This is a genomic window from Streptomyces sp. STR69 (genome assembly GCF_024519455.1).
Lineage (GTDB): Bacteria > Actinomycetota > Actinomycetes > Streptomycetales > Streptomycetaceae > Streptomyces.
In genome coordinates, this window is sequence record NZ_JALJRY010000011.1 from 1 (window position 1) to 15,158 (window position 15,158).

Genomic DNA, 15,158 nt, shown 5'->3' on the forward strand with positions numbered 1-15,158 from the left:
CACGTACACCGCAGCCGCACCGAGGAACACACCCACCTCGGGACGCGCCAACAACCGGAGGGCCAGGGGCCGTTCGGTGGTTCGGCCGTCGGTGGGCTTGGGGCCGGGGGCCGGCGGTGAGGTCACCGCCGGCTCGGCGTGCTGGGTCATGCTCATCACCGGGTTCCGTTGGCGGCGTACTTGGCGACGGCGTCGACGTTGGTCTTGTCGACGAAGGCCGGGCCGGTCAGTACGGGCTGCTCACCGCCGCCGCTGTAGTTGCCGTTGTTCTTGTAGAGCCACAGCGAGTCGACGGCCAAGTAGCCCTGGAGATAAGGCTGCTGGTCGACCGCGAACTGGATGGTGCCCTTGCTGATGGCGGTCGTGAGGTCCTTGTTGAGGTCGAAGGTGGCGACCTTCGCCTTGCTGCCCGCGTCGGTCAGCGACTGCACGGCGGTCAGGGCGAACGGGGCGCCCAGCGTGACCACGTAGTCGATGGCCTTGTCCTGCGTGAGCTTGGCGGTGATCGTCGACTTCACCGACGGCATGTCCGTGCCGTTGACGTTGAGGACCTCGGTAGTGCCGCTGAACGTCTTCTTCACGCCGTCGCAGCGCTGGGTCAGGCCGATGTTGCCCTGCTCCTGGATGACACAGACGACCTTCTTGGCGCCTTCCGTGTTCAGCCTGTTGCCGAGCGCCTCACCGGCGACCGTCTCGTCCTGGCCGAAGAACTCCAGCAGTCCGAGCTTCTTCCAGTCGCTGAGACCGGAGTTGAGGCCGACCACGGGTATGTTCGCGGTCTTCGCCTTGCTGATGACGTCCTTGAGGGCGTCGGGCTTGGCGAGGGTGACCGCGATGCCGTCGACCTTCTGGTCGATCGCGTTCTGCACCAGGTTCGACTGGTTGCCCGCGTTCGGGTCGGCCGAGTAGATGAGCTTGATGTTGTCCTTGTCGGCGGCGGCCTGGGCGCCCTTGCGGACGATGTCCCAGAACGTGTCCCCGGGCGCCTGGTGCGTGACCAGGGCGACCGTCATACGGGGAGTGCTGGCCTTGCCCGCGGAGGCGCCGGAGGTGTCCTCCGAGGACTTCTTGCCGCCCGAGCTGCTGGAGCAGCCGGCGAGGGTCAGTGCCGCTGCCGCGGCAACCGCCACGAAGGGGGCCATTCTGCGCGAACGGGAGTGGGAAGAACGGTCCATCTTTCCTGCACCTCACTGTGCTTCAGGGGAAAGGGAGCAATGATCGCAGAGATCCGGGCTCGGGGCCTGTCGGCCTCGGGTCGTACGCCGTGAAACACGGCTGTTGCGCTGGGACGGAATCCAATCCCCGGTCGCGCCCGCTGTCAATACTTTGTTAAGACATCATTTCACAAGCAGGTCCGAATGTAAGTACAAACTATTGACAGAGCGCCCCTCGGAGTCCTACACCTGGGAGTCGGCAGGCCCTCGGGACCCGCCCACCCCCCAGTAGCTCAGAGGAGTGCCGCGCATGGCCGAGTCAGCCCAGCCCTTCGATCTCATCACCATGGGCCGTATCGGGGTCGATCTCTACCCGTTGCAGTCCGGCGTACCGCTGGCGCAGGTGGAGACCTTCGGGAAGTTCCTCGGAGGTTCGGCGAGCAACGTGGCCGTGGCCGCCGCCCGGCTCGGCCGCAGCACCGCGGTGATCACCCGCACCGGCGACGACCCCTTCGGGACCTACCTGCACGAGGCCCTCAAGGGCTTCGGAGTGGACGACCGCTGGGTGACCCCGGTCGCGGACTACCCGACCCCCGTCACCTTCTGCGAGATCTTCCCGCCGGACGACTTCCCGCTGTACTTCTACCGCCGGCCCAAGGCCCCTGACCTGGAGATCCACACCGACGAGCTGGACTACTTCGCGATCCGCGAGGCCCGGGTCTTCTGGATCACCGGCACCGGGCTGAGCGAGGAGCCGAGCCGCTCCGCCACGCTGGCCGCCCTCAAGGCGCGCGACAAGGCGGGCACCACGGTCTTCGACCTCGACTGGCGTCCCATGTTCTGGAAGGACCCGGAGGAGGCCCGCCCGTACTACGCGGAGGCCCTGCGGCACACGACGGTCGCGGTGGGCAACCTCGACGAGTGCGAGATCGCCACCGGCGTCCGCGAGCCGCATGCCTGCGCCCAGGCCCTGCTGGACGCGGGCGTGGAGCTGGCCGTCGTCAAGCAGGGCCCGAAGGGCGTCCTGGCCGTGCACCGCGACGGCACGACCGCCGAGGTGCCACCGGTCCCGGTCGAGGTGCTGAACGGTCTCGGCGCGGGCGACGCGTTCGGCGGCTCGCTGTGCCACGGACTGCTGTCCGGCTGGGACTTGGCGCGAACCATGCGGTACGCCAACGCGGCCGGCGCCCTCGTCGCCTCCCGTCTCGCCTGCTCCACCGCGATGCCCACCGAGTCCGAGGTCGAGGACCTGCTCGCCGGCGCGCGCGTGGGCGGCTGACCCCCGTGACCGCCCGAGCCACCCCTGAACGGAGTTTCTCTTGAGCATCAGCATCCCCGACCTGGTCACGGTCAGAGCCCGGCATCCCGAGGCCATCGCCGAGGCGGCGGCCCGCCGGGTGCGTCGGCCGCTGCTGGGTGCGAGCGGCCGTCTGATGATCGTGGCCGCCGACCACCCGGCGCGCGGCGCGCTCGGCGTCGGCGACCGCCGTACGGCCATGGCGAACCGCGCCGACCTGCTGGAACGCCTCTGTGTCGCACTGTCCCGGCCGGGTGTCGACGGGGTGCTCGCCACCGCCGACATACTGGAGGACCTGCTGCTCCTCGGGGTCCTGGACGGCAAGGTCGTGATGGGCTCGATGAACCGCGGCGGTCTGTCCGGCGCCGCGTTCGAGATGGACGACCGGTTCACCGGCCACCGCGCCGAGGACATCGCACGGCTCCGCTTCGACGCGGGCAAGCTGCTGCTCCGCATCGACTACGACGACCCGGGCTCGCTCACCACCCTGGAGTCGACGGCACGCGCGATAGACGACATGGCTGCCCACCAACTCCCGCTGTTCGTCGAGCCGTTCATCTCCCGCCGGATCGACGGCAAGGTCCGCAACGACCTGTCCGCCGAGGCCGTGACCCGCTCGATCGCGATCTCCTCGGGCCTGGGCGGCACGTCGGCCTACACCTGGCTGAAGCTGCCCGTCACGGCCGACCCGGACGACATGGCCGAGGTCATGGAGACCTCGACGCTGCCCGCCGTGCTGCTCGGCGGTGAGGTCGGCGACGACCAGGAGGGCGCGTACGAGAAGTGGCGCAAGGCGCTGCGGCTGCCGACCGTCCAGGGCCTGGTCGTAGGCCGCTCCCTGCTGTACCCCGCCGACGGCGGCGTGGAAGCGGCGGTGGACACCGCCGTAGGTCTGTTGTGAACCGGAGGCACACGATGACGAGCGCGTATCACCTTCCCGCAGGCAAGGCCCTGGGCGGCCCCTACGTCGTGGACGTCACCCCCGAGTCGGCGGCCTGGGGCTACTCCAGCCTGCGGGTCCTGGAGCTGCCGCCGGGCGGCACCCACACCTTCGACACCGAGGACAGCGAGTGGATCGTCCTCCCGCTCAGCGGCGCCTGCACGGTCTCGGCCGCCGACGACTTCGGCCATGACACCTTCGAACTCGACGGCCGCGAGAGCGTGTTCACCGCCGTGAGCGACTTCGCGTACGTCCCCAGGGACTCCCGTACGACGGTCTCCTCGCCCGGCGGCGGTCGCTTCGCGCTGACCGGCGCCCGCTGCACCCGCCGGCTGCCCGCCCGCTACGGCCCGGCCTCCTCGGTGCCGGTGGAGCTGCGCGGCACCGGCAACAGCAGCCGCCAGGTCAACAACTTCGGCGCGGCCGGCGTCTTCGAGTGCGACAAGCTCATCGCCGTAGAGGTGATCACGCCCGGCGGGAACTGGTCCTCCTTCCCGCCGCACAAGCACGACGAGCACCGGCCCGGTGAGGAGTCCGTCCTCGAAGAGGTCTACTACTTCGAGTTCGCCGACCACGAGGGCACACCCGGTCTCGGCTACCAGCGCGTGTCCCCGTCCGGGCAGGGCCGTAACACGGACGTGCTGGCCGAAGTCCGGGGCGGAGACGTCGTGTTGATCCCGGACGGCTGGCACGGGCCCTCGATGGCGGTGCCCGGTCACCACATGTACTACCTCAACGTCATGGCGGGTCCCGAGGACGACCGCTCGTGGCTGATCTGCGACCACCCCGATCACGCCTGGGTCCGCGGCACCTGGCCCGAGCAGCCCGTCGACCCCCGCCTCCCCCTCTACACGGCACCGGAGAAGTCCTGATGAGCACCCCCACCCGCCGCCTGACCGTTGCCCAGGCCCTGGTGCAGTTCCTGTCGGTCCAGTACACCGAACGCGACGGCGTACGGCACCGGTTGATCGCCGGCACCTGGGGCATCTTCGGCCATGGCAACGTTGCCGGACTCGGCCAGGCGCTGCTTGAAGCGGGCGAGGACACGATGCCGTTCCACCAGGGCCGCAACGAACAGGCCATGGTGCACGCGGCAGTCGGCTACGCCCGCCAGCTCGACCGCCTCTCCGCGCAGGCGGTCACGACGTCGATCGGACCGGGCGCCACCAACCTGGTCACGGGCGCCGCGCTCGCCACCATCAACCGCCTGCCGGTCCTGCTCCTCCCCGGCGACTACTTCGCGACCCGGGCCGCCGACCCGCTGCTCCAGCAGCTGGAGCACCCGGTCGAGGCGGACCTCTCGGTCAACGACACGCTGCGCCCGGTCTCCCGCTACTTCGACCGCGTCATGCGCCCCGAGGCCCTGATCCCGGCCGCACTGAACGCGATGCGCGTACTGGCCGACCCGGTCGAGACAGGAGCCGTAACTCTGGCTCTCCCACAGGACGTTCAGGCCGAGGCCCACGACTGGCCGGAGGAGTTCTTCGCCGACCGCGTGTGGCATGTACGGCGTCCCGCGCCGGACCTCGCCGAGCTGGCGGAGGCCGTCGAGGTGATCCGGTCCGCCGGGCGCCCGCTGATCGTCGCGGGCGGCGGCATCCACCACAGCCGCGCCGAGGAGGCGCTGAAGGCCCTGGTCGACGCCACCGGCATCCCGGTCGCCTCCACCCAGGCGGGCAAGGGCTCGCTGCGCTACGACCACCCGGCCGACCTCGGCGGCATCGGCCACACCGGCACCGCGGTCAGCGACGACATCGCGCGCGCCGCCGACCTGATCATCGGCGTCGGCACCCGCTACACCGACTTCACGACGGCCTCGAACACGCTCTTCCAGAACCCGGCCGTCCGCTTCGTCAACCTCAACATCACCGCGTTCGACGCCCACAAGCTGGCCGCGCGCACGCTGGTGGCCGACGCGAAGTCCGGTCTGGAAGCGCTGACTTCGAGCCTCGAAGGCCACCGCGTTGACCCCGCCTACGAGGCCGAGTACCGCGCGGGCAAGGACAGTTGGGAGCGGGTGGTCGACACCGCGTTCACCGCCCCGGACGAGAACGCCGTACCGACGCAGACCCAACTCCTCGGCGCCCTCGACTCAGTTGTCGGCGACGACGACGTGGTGATCAACGCGGCCGGCTCGCTCCCCGGCGACCTGCACAAGCTGTGGCGGGCCCGCAGCCCCCGTCAGTACCACCTCGAATACGGCTACTCCTGCATGGGCTACGAGATCCCGGCCGGCATCGGTGTCCAGCAGGCGGCCCCCGACACCCCCGTGTGGTCGCTGGTCGGCGACGGCACGTACCTGATGATGCCGACCGAGATCGTCACGGCCGTCCAGGAGGGCCTGCCGGTCAACCTGGTGCTGATCCAGAACCACGGCTACGCCTCCATCGGCGGCCTCTCGGAGTCGGTCGGCGGCGAGCGCTTCGGCACCGCCTACCGCTACCGGGCGGCCGACGGCACCTTCTCCGGCGCCCCGCTCCCGGTCGACCTCGCCGCCAACGCGGCCAGCCTCGGCATGGACGTCCTGCGCCCCAAGACCGTGCGCGAACTGCGCGAGGCACTGGCCACGGCCCGCGCCTCCGACCGGCCGACCTGCGTCTACGTCGAGACCGACATCGCCACCCCGACCGCTCCCCCGGCCGAGGCCTGGTGGGACGTACCGGTCGCCGAGACCGCCTCGCGCGCATCGGCCGTACAGGCCCGCCAGGAGTACGACCGCCAGGTCGTCGACCGTCGCCGCCACCTCTGAACGCCCCTCCCCCGAAAGGCACTTGCACCATGAAGACGATCACCCACTGGATCGACGGCAAGCCCGTCGAGAGCACGTCCGGCCGCTTCGGTCCCGTATACAACCCGGCGACCGGCGCGCAGGAGAAGCAGGTCGGCTTCGCGACCGTCGACGAGGTGGACGCCGCCGTCGCCTCCGCGAAGGCCGCGTTCGAGAGCTGGGGCACCTCCTCGCTCGCCAAGCGCACCGCGATCCTGTTCAAGTACCGCGAGCTGCTTGACGCGCACCGCGACGAGATCGCCGAACTGATCACCGCCGAGCACGGCAAGGTGCACTCGGACGCGCTCGGCGAGGTCGCGCGCGGCATGGAGATCGTCGAACTCGCCTGCGGCATCAGCGTGCAGCTGAAGGGCGAGCTGTCGACGCAGGTCTCGACCCGCGTGGACGTGGCCTCGATTCGCCAGCCCCTGGGCGTGGTCGCGGGCATCACGCCCTTCAACTTCCCGGCCATGGTGCCGATGTGGATGTTCCCCCTCGCCGTCGCGACCGGCAACACCTTCATCCTGAAGCCGAGCGAGAAGGACCCGTCGGCGTCCTTCCGACTGGCCGAACTCGCCTCCGAGGCGGGTCTGCCGCAGGGTGTGCTGAACGTCGTGCAGGGCGACAAGGTCGCCGTCGACCGACTCCTGGAGCACCCGGACATCGAGGCCGTGTCCTTCGTCGGCTCGACGCCGATCGCAAAGTACATCCAGCTCAAGGCAGTTGAGCACGGCAAGCGCGTCCAGGCCCTCGGCGGCGCCAAGAACCACATGCTCGTCCTCCCGGACGCGGACCTGGACTTCGCGGCCGACCAGGCGATCAACGCGGCCTACGGCTCGGCCGGCGAGCGCTGCATGGCCGTCTCCGTCGTGGTCGCCGTCGGCGACACCGGCGACGAGCTGGTGGGCAAGATCGCCGAGCGCGCCGGCAAGCTGCGCATCGGTCCCGGCAACGACCCGGCCAGCGAGATGGGCCCCCTCATCACCCGCGAGCACCGCGACAAGGTCGCGTCGTACGTCGCGTCGGCCGCCGCGCAGGGCGCCGAGGTCGTCGTCGACGGCACCGGCCTCTCGGTCGAGGGCCACGAGGACGGCTTCTTCCTCGGCGTCTCCCTCCTCGACAAGGTCCCGCTGACGGCGGACGCGTACAAGGACGAGATCTTCGGCCCGGTGCTCGTCGTCGTGCGCGCCGAGTCGTACGACGAGGCCATCACCCTTATCAACAGCTCCCGTTGGGGCAACGGCACCGCGATCTTCACCCGGGACGGCGGCGCCGCCCGCCGCTTCCAGATGGAGGTCAAGGCGGGCATGGTCGGCGTGAACGTGCCGATCCCGGTGCCCGTCGGCTACCACTCCTTCGGCGGCTGGAAGGACTCCCTCTTCGGAGACCTCCACATCTACGGCAACGACGGCATCGCCTTCTACACGCAGGGCAAGGTGATCACCACCCGCTGGCCGGACCCGGCCGACGGTGGCATCAACCTCGGTTTCCCCAGCAACTCCTGACAACCCGTCACGATTCGTGAGGAGGTGCCCTCTGTGGCGAAGACCGGTGGCTACTCGCGTGCCGTGACCGGCTCCCCGCTCGACGGCCTGCATTTCGCCCTGGACCGCAACAGTCCGGTGCCGCTGTACTACCAGCTCGCGCAGCAGCTGGAGGCGGCGATCGAGCACGGGACCCTCGCGCCGGGCAACCTCCTGGGCAACGAGATCGACCTGTCGGTCCGCCTCGGCCTGTCCCGCCCCACCGTCCGCCAGGCCATCCAATCCCTTGTCGACAAGGGATTGTTGGTCCGGCGGCGGGGGGTCGGCACGCAGGTGGTGCACAGCCAGGTCAAGAGACCGCTGGAACTCAGCAGCCTCTACGACGACCTGGAGTCGGCCGGGCAGGGACCGACCACGGAGGTGCTGCGCAACGAGGGCGTGCCCGCGACCGCGGATGTCGCGGCGGCCCTCGGGGTCGCGGAGGGCAGCGAGGTCACGCTCCTGGAACGGCTGCGCTCCACGCACGGTCAGCCGGTGGCGTTCCTGTGCAACTACCTTCCGGCCGATCTGCTCGAACTCGACACCGCCCGGCTGGAGTCGACGGGTCTGTACCGGATGCTGCGCACCGCCGGCATCACCCTGCACAGCGCCCGCCAGACGATAGGCGCCCGCTCGGCGACCCCCGAGGAGGCCGCCCGGCTCGACGAGAAGGAGAACGCGGCACTGCTCACGATGCAGCGCACGGCGTACGACGACACGGGGCGGCCGGTCGAGTACGGGACGCACATCTACCGGGCGTCCCGGTACGCGTTCGACTTCCAGTTGCTGGTCAGGCCCTGACCGGGACGGCGGAGTCCAGGCGTTCGCGCTGCTCCGCCGTCAACTCCAGGTCCACGGCCGCGAGGTTCTCCTCCAGCTGGGCCACTGACGAGGCTCCCGCGAGCGGGACGATCGGCAGCGGTCCGCCCAACTGCCAGGCGAGTACTACCTGGTTGACGCTCGCCCCGGTCTCCTTCGCCACCTCCCGCAGCGCGGCGAGGCGGGCGGGCGTGCCCGGGTGGTCGTAGTCGGCACCCAGGGGTTTGTCCTGGCGCGTGTAGGCCCCGGCCAGGAGGGGTGAGTAGGCGACCAGGGTGAGGGCGGGCTCGGCGCGCAGATAGCCGAGCAGGTCCGGTCCGGCGCTGCCGAGGCTGCCGTCGGGGAAGAGGTCGGACGGTATGTCCGTCCGGGGGCGCAGATAGCTGTGCTGGTACTGGAGGACCTCGTAGCCGGGCAGGCCGGCCGCGGCGGCGAGCGCACGGGCCCGTTCCACCCGCCAGGCGGCGTGGTTGCTGACGCCGAGGAGACCGACGGTGCCCTCGGCGACCAGTTCGGCGAAGCCCTCGACGGTCTCCTGCAGCGGAACCTCCTGGTCCTCGATGTGGGCGTACAGCAGGTCGAGTTTGTCGACGCCGAGGCGTTCGCGGCTGCGTTCGGCGGACTCGCGGACGACCTTCGCCGACAGTCCCTCCGGGTTGTCGATGTAGCTCGTGCCGGGGGCGAGGGGGCGGGCTCCGAGCTTGGTGGCGATGACGATCTCGTCGCCGATGCCGCGGCTGCGCCGCCACCGTCCGAGCAGTTTCTCGCTCTGGCCGCCCTGGCTGCCGTCCTCCCAGAAGGCGTAGTTGTCGGACGTGTCGATGAAGTTCCCGCCGGCCTCGACATAGCGGTCGAGCACGGCGAAGGAGGTCGCCTCGTCGGTGCGGGAGCCGAAGAGCATGGCGCCGAGCGCGAGGACGCTCACCTCGCGGCGGTGGGCCGGATCGGTGCCGATGGTGCGGTACTTCATGATGATCCCTCCCGTTCGCACCCGGTTGTCCGGGCACGAACGGGAGTCTCGCGCTTGAAGCGCACTTCAAGTCAAGCTTCCGGACGCCTACTTGGCGAACGGCCCGTCCAGCGCCGCCCATTGGAGCAGCATGATGGTCTTGGCGTCGGCGATCTCGCCGGTGCGGATCATCTCCAGGGCGCTGCGGAAGGGGAGTTCGAGGATCTCGATGTCCTCGCCCTCCTCCTGGAGGCCGCCGCCCTCGTGGGTGCGGGTCGAGGGGCCGTAGGAGGCGGCGTAGAAGCCGATGCGTTCGGTGACCGAGCCGGGGCTCATGTAGACGTCGAAGACGTGCTCCACCTCGCCGACGGTGTGTCCGGTCTCCTCCACCACCTCGCGCCGTACGGCCTCCTCGGGGTGTTCGTCCTCGTCGTCGAGGAGGCCGCCCGGGGTCTCGACGAGCATGCCGTCGGGGTGGCCGTTGACGTACACGGGGAAGCGGAACTGGCGGGTGAGCAGGACCATTTCGCGCTCGGCGTCGTACAGGAGCAGGGTCGCGCCGTTGCCGCGGTCGTGGGTCTCGCGTTCCTGGGTGGTCCAGGTGCCGTCGGCGTGCCGGAAGTCGAAGGTGGTGGTGCGCTCGACGTACCAGTGGCTGGAGAGCAGTGTCACGTCGCGGACTCTGACCCGGGGGTTGCCGGTCAGGTCGAGGCCGGTGCGGTCCAGGCCGGTGCGGCCCCGGCGGTCGGGGGTGTCGGCGCCCGCGGTCATCGGGTGCCGGCCGGAGAGGAGGAGGCGATCGAGTTGTTCATGCCCGACGTCTATCACCCCGGGGTGTGGAACGCGTGGCCGAAACCGGTGAGCCGTAAGCCCAACCGATGTGCCGGTTGCGTTGATTCGTCGCCTGCCGTCCCCTCTGCTGGGCATGCTGGGAGCATGTCTGAGCACGGTGATCAGGTTCCCGGGTACCGGGTGATCAGGATGGAAGCGCTGCAGGACGCCCCGGCAGCCGCCCTCGCGGACGTGGAGGCGTGGCAGGCCCGCGAGGCCTACCCGAACGTCCTGGCCGGCGGCGGTCCGGTGTTCGGAGTGGCCGAGGAACTGGATTCGGGCGGCTGGCAGGTCCTCTCCCGGTTCGGCAACATGGCCCCGCAGGGCTCCCGAGACGCCCTGGCGATGACCTTCCGCCAACGCGCGCGGGAAGCCGGCGACGCGGGCGACACGGCGACTCGGCAGGAGTGGCTGCGAGGGGCGGAGCGGCTGGACTGGGAGAAGGCGGACGAGCTGACGGTGCTCGACCGCCGGTTCCGGGTCGTGCGGGCCGACCAGTTCATCCGGATGGGACCGACCGGACCGGAGCCGCCCCGGCCGTCCGACCCCGACCCGGCGAAGGTCGGGCACGGCCATGAACTCCCCAGCCGCACCACGGGGTTCGTGATCGACCCGTTCACCGCGACGGGCATGTCCGAGGGCATCCTGCGGATGGAACTGCTGTCGCTGGTCCGCGCCCCCGGCACGGCTCCCGCCCCCGTGCGCAAGGACTCGGTGCGCGCCCTGAAGACGCATCCCGGGGGTGTGCTGCTGCCCGCCGAGTTCACCGCGGCGGAGCACGTGGACGGCGGCTGGCAGCCGACGCAGACGACGAACCCGAGCCCGCAGGGGGCGCGGGACACGCTCACCACCTATCTGCGGGTGATGGCGCCGGCCATGGAGGAGCTCGACGAGGAGACGCGGGCCGAGTACGCGCGGGCGGCCGACCGGATCGACGCCGAGCGCTGCGACGAGATCGTGATCGACGGGTGCCGGACGCGGATCGTGCGGGTCGAACGGCTCGTCCGGATCGGCCCCGACGGTCCCGAGGGCCCGCGCCCCTCCGACCACGACCCGGAACTGCCGACCGCCGTCCAGGAGGAACAGCTGCGCGCGGAGGGGCTGTTCGACGAGAACCGGGTGGTGAGCGAGGAGGAGGCCGAGCAGCAGCGGGTGGCGGAGGAACAGGCGAAGGAGTTCCTGCGGCTGTTCGAGGAGCAGCGCCGAAAGCGAGAGGCGGCGGAGGGGTCCTGAGCGCGGGGGTGGGGCCGACCACGCGGCCGACCCCACCCTTTCCGCCGGTGGTGTCAGCCCTTGCCGAGCATCTTGCTCATCTGCGAAATCTCGGCACTCTGCGCCGTGATCACATCGGCCGCGAGCGCGGTGGCGGGGCGGTAACTGCCGTCCGCCTTCTCTGTCTTGGCCATCGCCACGGCGCCCTCGTGGTGTTCGACCATCATGTTGAGGAACATGCTGTCGAACATGGCGCCGGAGGCCTTCTCCAGCTTGCCCATGTCGGCGTCGGTCATCATGCCGGGCGTCGAGGACGACATGTCGTGGCCCATGCCGGTCATGTCCTGGGGCACCTTCTCGCCCCACGCCGTGAGCCAGCCGGACATGGTCTTGAACTCGGGGTCCTGTGCGCCCTTGATCTTCGTGGCGAGGCTCTTGACCTGGGCCGAGGAGGCGTGGTCGGCGGCGAGCGAGGCCATCTCCACGGCCTGCCGGTGGTGCTGGATCATCTCCTTCGAGAAGGAGATGTCGGCGGCGTTGTGCCCGCCCGTCCTGGTCTCGTCGCTTCCCTTGTTGTCGCTGTTGTCGCCACAGGCCGCGAGCGTGAGGGCGGCCACCGAGGCGGTGACGGCGAGAGCGACGGTACGACGGGCGAACCCGCGTTGTGCGGTCATGGTGTTACTCCTGGAACTGGAACGGTCGTCTGTACAGGGCATGCCGAAGCGCGCGGGTGGGCGCGCGGGCCGCTCTAGAGCCGCAGGAGTTGGAGTTCGGAGAGGGAGGGTGGGGCCCGGCCGCCGTCGGGGCCACCGTCCGTCAACGACCCGCGTGCGTCCGGCAGTTGGGCCCAGGCGGCCACATCGGGCAGCAGTAGCGGAACCACCGCCGGAGTACCGGCAACGGAGGCGGAGGCACAGGTCGCGTCCGCGTGGGTCATGTGGTGGCCGCCCCCGTCGTGGTCGCAGGCGTCCGGCATCGACGCCTGCTCGCCCATGGCCGCGGTCGTGGCCGTCACGGCGTGCCCCGGCGCGGGGTGGGCCAGGGGAACGGGCCCGAGTCCGTGCATGCCCAGCAGGCCGAGCAGCAGAGCTGCCACGAGCAGCCCGTAGGACCGCACCTGACGGTGCGGTCCTACGGGCTGCTCGGGCCGGGTCATGACGCAACCATACCCACCCTGGGTATCGAACCCGCGCCGGGTACCCCGGTCAGTGCCGGACCGCCGGTGCTTTCGCACTGCGGTAGGTGGAAATACCGAGCGCCAGCAGCCAATAGCTGAGAATCGCGCCCATGAGAGCGGTGGTGCCCCAGCCGTTCGCCGCGTAGAAATTCGCGGGCGTGTTCCCGAAGAACAGGGACGGCACGAAGGCCAGATTGATCCCGGCCAGGACATAGGCCGACCTGCTGGTCCAGCGCGGCAGGAGTTCCGTGCGGGAGACGGCGAATCCCAGCGCGGTCAGAAAGAACGCGAGCATGAGCCGGGAGATCGACCCGTAGAGAATGTAGGTACCGCTGACGTCGATCGTCGGGTCGATCGGATGGTCGGCGGCGATGACGGCACCGGCTTCCAGACCGCTGGAGACCAGGGTGATCGTCGTGTAGACCAGCCCGGCGGTGAAGGCCATGGAACCGGCCCATTCGTACGCGGGATTCACGCGCTTCACCAGTTCACGGAAGGCCGTCACGAACACCAGCAGAAACGCCAGCGCGACGATTCCGATCAGCAGCCGGGCCAGGACATTCGCGTCCGGTGGCGGCCCCGAATAGATGAAGTAGAGCGGAACTTCGACGATGAAAGCGAGCGCGGCGGCGATTCCCGCACCGCCCGCGAGACGCCTGGCCGACATTTCGTTCATGAGGTCCCCCGGAATGTCCGTGTGGTGGATTCTGTACGCCTTGAATCCTGCCGCCGACGGCACACACAGTCCCTGGGCCTGAGGACCGGATCGGGGGTGTTCCTACCGACACCCCCGGTGCGGACCGTCAGGGGAACGGGAGCGTCCGGGCGAACACGGTGACGAGCACCAGCGTGGCGGGGAAGAGGGCGAGGAACATCGCGAACGTGTAGCCCATGATGTCGCGGGCCTTGAGCCCCAGGATCGCCGGCGTGGGCAGCATCCAGAACGGCTGCAGCAGGTTGGCGCCCGCCTCGCCGAGGTCGTAGACGACGACCATCCAGCCCTGGTTCACCTGGAGTTGCTTGGCGGCGTCGAGGACGTAGGACGCCTCGATCACCCACTTGCTGCCGCCGCTGGGCACGAACACCCCGAGGACACAGCTGTAGATCGCGATGAAGGCCGGGTAGAGGAATTCGTTCGACACCGACACCAGCCAGTCGGCGATCGTCCGGTGCAGACCGGTGTACGCGATCATCCCGAAGATGCCGCCGTACAGCGGGAATTGGAGCGGCACGCCGGAGGTCGCGGGCACCCCGTCCCGGACGGCGCGGGCGAGGTTCACCGGCCGCCAGTGCAGGACGAGTGCGAGCAGGATGAGGATCAGGTTGATGGTGTTCAGGTCCAGGGCGTTGAGCGGATTGCCGGCGGCGTTCGCGAGTGCCGGGCGAGGTACCAGGCGCCGAGGAGGAACAGCAGGATCGTGAAGACCGGGCTGTGCTCGATCCACTCGCCCGGCCTGGCGAGCCGGTTCTCAGGCCGCTGCTGCCGGTCGAGGGCGGGGCCCAGGTCGATGCCGAGTCGTTCCGCGGTTCTCGCGTGTTCCGGTGCGGGCGAGAGGAGCCAGGCCATGCCGACGGCGAGCACGAAGACGACGGCCGTGGCCAGCACGCCCTGCCACAGGAAGATGGTGTCGGTGAGCGGTATCAGCCCGCTGCCGCGCCCTTCGGCGATGACCTTCTGCACGGACTCCGGACTCAACCCCGCGCTCGCCACCTGCAACGCGGCCGACCCCGACAGCCCTTGCGCCCACACCGTGCCGAGCCCCAGAAAGGCCATCGCGCCGAGTGCGCGGTAGTCCATACCGGGCACCCGGCGGGCGATCTCCTTGGCGAGGATGGCGGTGAAGACGAGGCTGAAGGCCCAGTTCGCGTAGGCGGTGAGCATGGCGACGGCGGCGGTGAACGTGATGGCCCCGCGCGGGGTCCGGGGCCGGGCCGCGAGTCGCGCGATGAGGCGTTCCACGGGCGGGGAGACCGCGACCGCGTACCCACCGATGATGATCATCGCCATCTGCAGGGTGAAGGTGATGAGCGACCAGAATCCCTGCCCCCACGCGTCGACCAGACCGAAGCCGCTCGTCGCCGTGGGGTCGGCCGGGGCGCCGAGGAGTTTCTCGCCGGAGACCAGTCCGAGTGCGAGGATCAGAAAAGTGCCGACCAGGACGAAACCCAGCGCGTCGGGCAGCCATTTCTCGGTGAAGACGGTGAAACGCAACGCCAGCCGGGCGATCCAGGTCTCGCCGCCTTTCGCCGTCGATTCGGGAGCCTTGGGCACGGCTTCGGGCATGGTGCTCCTCACCTCATTGCCGATATGACCGCCGAAAGGAACTCGACCGGAACCGGAACCGGAACCGTAGACCGCCCCCCGCACACCCCGGCCGGGCGCGTTCCCACTTACGTACCGGTGGGCCTTGAGGATCTCCCGTATGCCGTGGCGCTCCCCGCCGATAGGGTGGACGGTGATCGACAGGGACGGGCTGGGCGAGGACGGC

At 69.8% G+C, this 15,158-nt stretch carries 15 protein-coding genes and 1 pseudogene; 7 read left to right on the forward strand and 9 right to left on the reverse strand.

Features of this window, described 5'->3' with window-relative positions:
• Together OC490_RS21125 and OC490_RS21130 are read right to left on the reverse strand one after the other, a co-directional pair.
• A pseudogene (locus OC490_RS21125) lies at window positions 1-156 on the reverse strand (ABC transporter permease); the annotation flags it as partial.
• On the reverse strand, window positions 156-1,175 hold the full coding sequence (locus OC490_RS21130) for a sugar ABC transporter substrate-binding protein (protein ID WP_262059533.1): 1,020 nt from the start codon (window positions 1,173-1,175) through the stop codon (window positions 156-158). The pseudogene OC490_RS21125 and the gene OC490_RS21130, both read right to left, overlap by 1 nt.
• 289 nt (window positions 1,176-1,464) lie before the next feature.
• Between OC490_RS21130 and iolC the strand changes: the two genes are divergently transcribed.
• From iolC to OC490_RS21160, 6 genes are read left to right on the forward strand one after another with little or no spacing between them, the layout of a single operon-like run.
• Complete coding sequence (gene iolC / locus OC490_RS21135; RefSeq protein ID WP_262059534.1) at window positions 1,465-2,433, forward strand: 5-dehydro-2-deoxygluconokinase; 969 nt, start codon at window positions 1,465-1,467, stop codon at window positions 2,431-2,433.
• A 40-nt stretch (window positions 2,434-2,473) separates the two neighbouring features.
• Window positions 2,474-3,352 (forward strand): deoxyribose-phosphate aldolase, encoded by an 879-nt coding sequence (locus OC490_RS21140; RefSeq protein WP_262059535.1) that lies wholly within the window; start codon window positions 2,474-2,476, stop codon window positions 3,350-3,352.
• A 14-nt stretch (window positions 3,353-3,366) separates the two neighbouring features.
• Window positions 3,367-4,263 (forward strand): 5-deoxy-glucuronate isomerase, encoded by an 897-nt coding sequence (gene iolB, locus OC490_RS21145; protein WP_262059536.1) that lies wholly within the window; start codon window positions 3,367-3,369, stop codon window positions 4,261-4,263.
• Window positions 4,263-6,140, forward strand: a complete 1,878-nt coding sequence (gene iolD, locus OC490_RS21150) for a 3D-(3,5/4)-trihydroxycyclohexane-1,2-dione acylhydrolase (decyclizing) (protein ID WP_262059537.1) — start codon at window positions 4,263-4,265, stop codon at window positions 6,138-6,140. The genes iolB and iolD overlap by 1 nt, the downstream gene beginning before the upstream one ends.
• A gap of 29 nt (window positions 6,141-6,169) precedes the next feature.
• The gene (locus OC490_RS21155; RefSeq protein WP_262059538.1) at window positions 6,170-7,663 is read left to right on the forward strand and encodes a CoA-acylating methylmalonate-semialdehyde dehydrogenase; all 1,494 of its coding nucleotides are present in this window, start codon (window positions 6,170-6,172) and stop codon (window positions 7,661-7,663) included.
• Between the two features lie 33 nt (window positions 7,664-7,696).
• On the forward strand, window positions 7,697-8,482 hold the full coding sequence (locus tag OC490_RS21160) for a GntR family transcriptional regulator (RefSeq protein WP_315986690.1): 786 nt from the start codon (window positions 7,697-7,699) through the stop codon (window positions 8,480-8,482).
• Here the strand turns inward: OC490_RS21160 and OC490_RS21165 are convergent.
• The gene (locus tag OC490_RS21165) at window positions 8,472-9,470 is read right to left on the reverse strand and encodes an aldo/keto reductase (protein WP_262059539.1); all 999 of its coding nucleotides are present in this window, start codon (window positions 9,468-9,470) and stop codon (window positions 8,472-8,474) included. The two genes, OC490_RS21160 and OC490_RS21165, sit on opposite strands and share 11 nt — an antisense overlap.
• An 87-nt stretch (window positions 9,471-9,557) precedes the next feature.
• Window positions 9,558-10,220, reverse strand: coding sequence for an NUDIX domain-containing protein (locus OC490_RS21170; protein WP_201055273.1), 663 nt, complete (start codon window positions 10,218-10,220; stop codon window positions 9,558-9,560).
• A 165-nt stretch (window positions 10,221-10,385) separates the two neighbouring features.
• On the opposite strand from OC490_RS21170, the gene OC490_RS21175 reads away from it, so the two are divergent.
• Entirely contained in the window at window positions 10,386-11,513 is a 1,128-nt protein-coding gene (locus tag OC490_RS21175; protein WP_262059540.1) for a DUF5954 family protein, read from the forward strand.
• Between the two features lie 53 nt (window positions 11,514-11,566).
• Here OC490_RS21175 and OC490_RS21180 read toward each other — a convergent pair whose 3' ends face one another.
• From OC490_RS21180 to OC490_RS21200, 5 genes are all read right to left on the reverse strand, one after another.
• The gene (locus OC490_RS21180) at window positions 11,567-12,166 is read right to left on the reverse strand and encodes a DUF305 domain-containing protein (RefSeq protein ID WP_262059541.1); all 600 of its coding nucleotides are present in this window, start codon (window positions 12,164-12,166) and stop codon (window positions 11,567-11,569) included.
• Window positions 12,167-12,240: 74 nt separating this feature from the next.
• Window positions 12,241-12,648, reverse strand: a complete 408-nt coding sequence (locus tag OC490_RS21185) for a DUF6153 family protein (protein WP_262059542.1) — start codon at window positions 12,646-12,648, stop codon at window positions 12,241-12,243.
• A gap of 49 nt (window positions 12,649-12,697) precedes the next feature.
• Complete coding sequence (locus OC490_RS21190; protein WP_262059543.1) at window positions 12,698-13,345, reverse strand: hypothetical protein; 648 nt, start codon at window positions 13,343-13,345, stop codon at window positions 12,698-12,700.
• A 127-nt stretch (window positions 13,346-13,472) separates the two neighbouring features.
• Entirely contained in the window at window positions 13,473-14,114 is a 642-nt protein-coding gene (locus tag OC490_RS21195; protein WP_262059544.1) for a TIGR00366 family protein, read from the reverse strand.
• On the reverse strand, window positions 14,003-14,953 hold the full coding sequence (locus OC490_RS21200) for a TIGR00366 family protein (RefSeq protein WP_262059545.1): 951 nt from the start codon (window positions 14,951-14,953) through the stop codon (window positions 14,003-14,005). The genes OC490_RS21195 and OC490_RS21200 overlap by 112 nt, the downstream gene beginning before the upstream one ends.
• Window positions 14,954-15,158 lie beyond the last annotated feature (205 nt).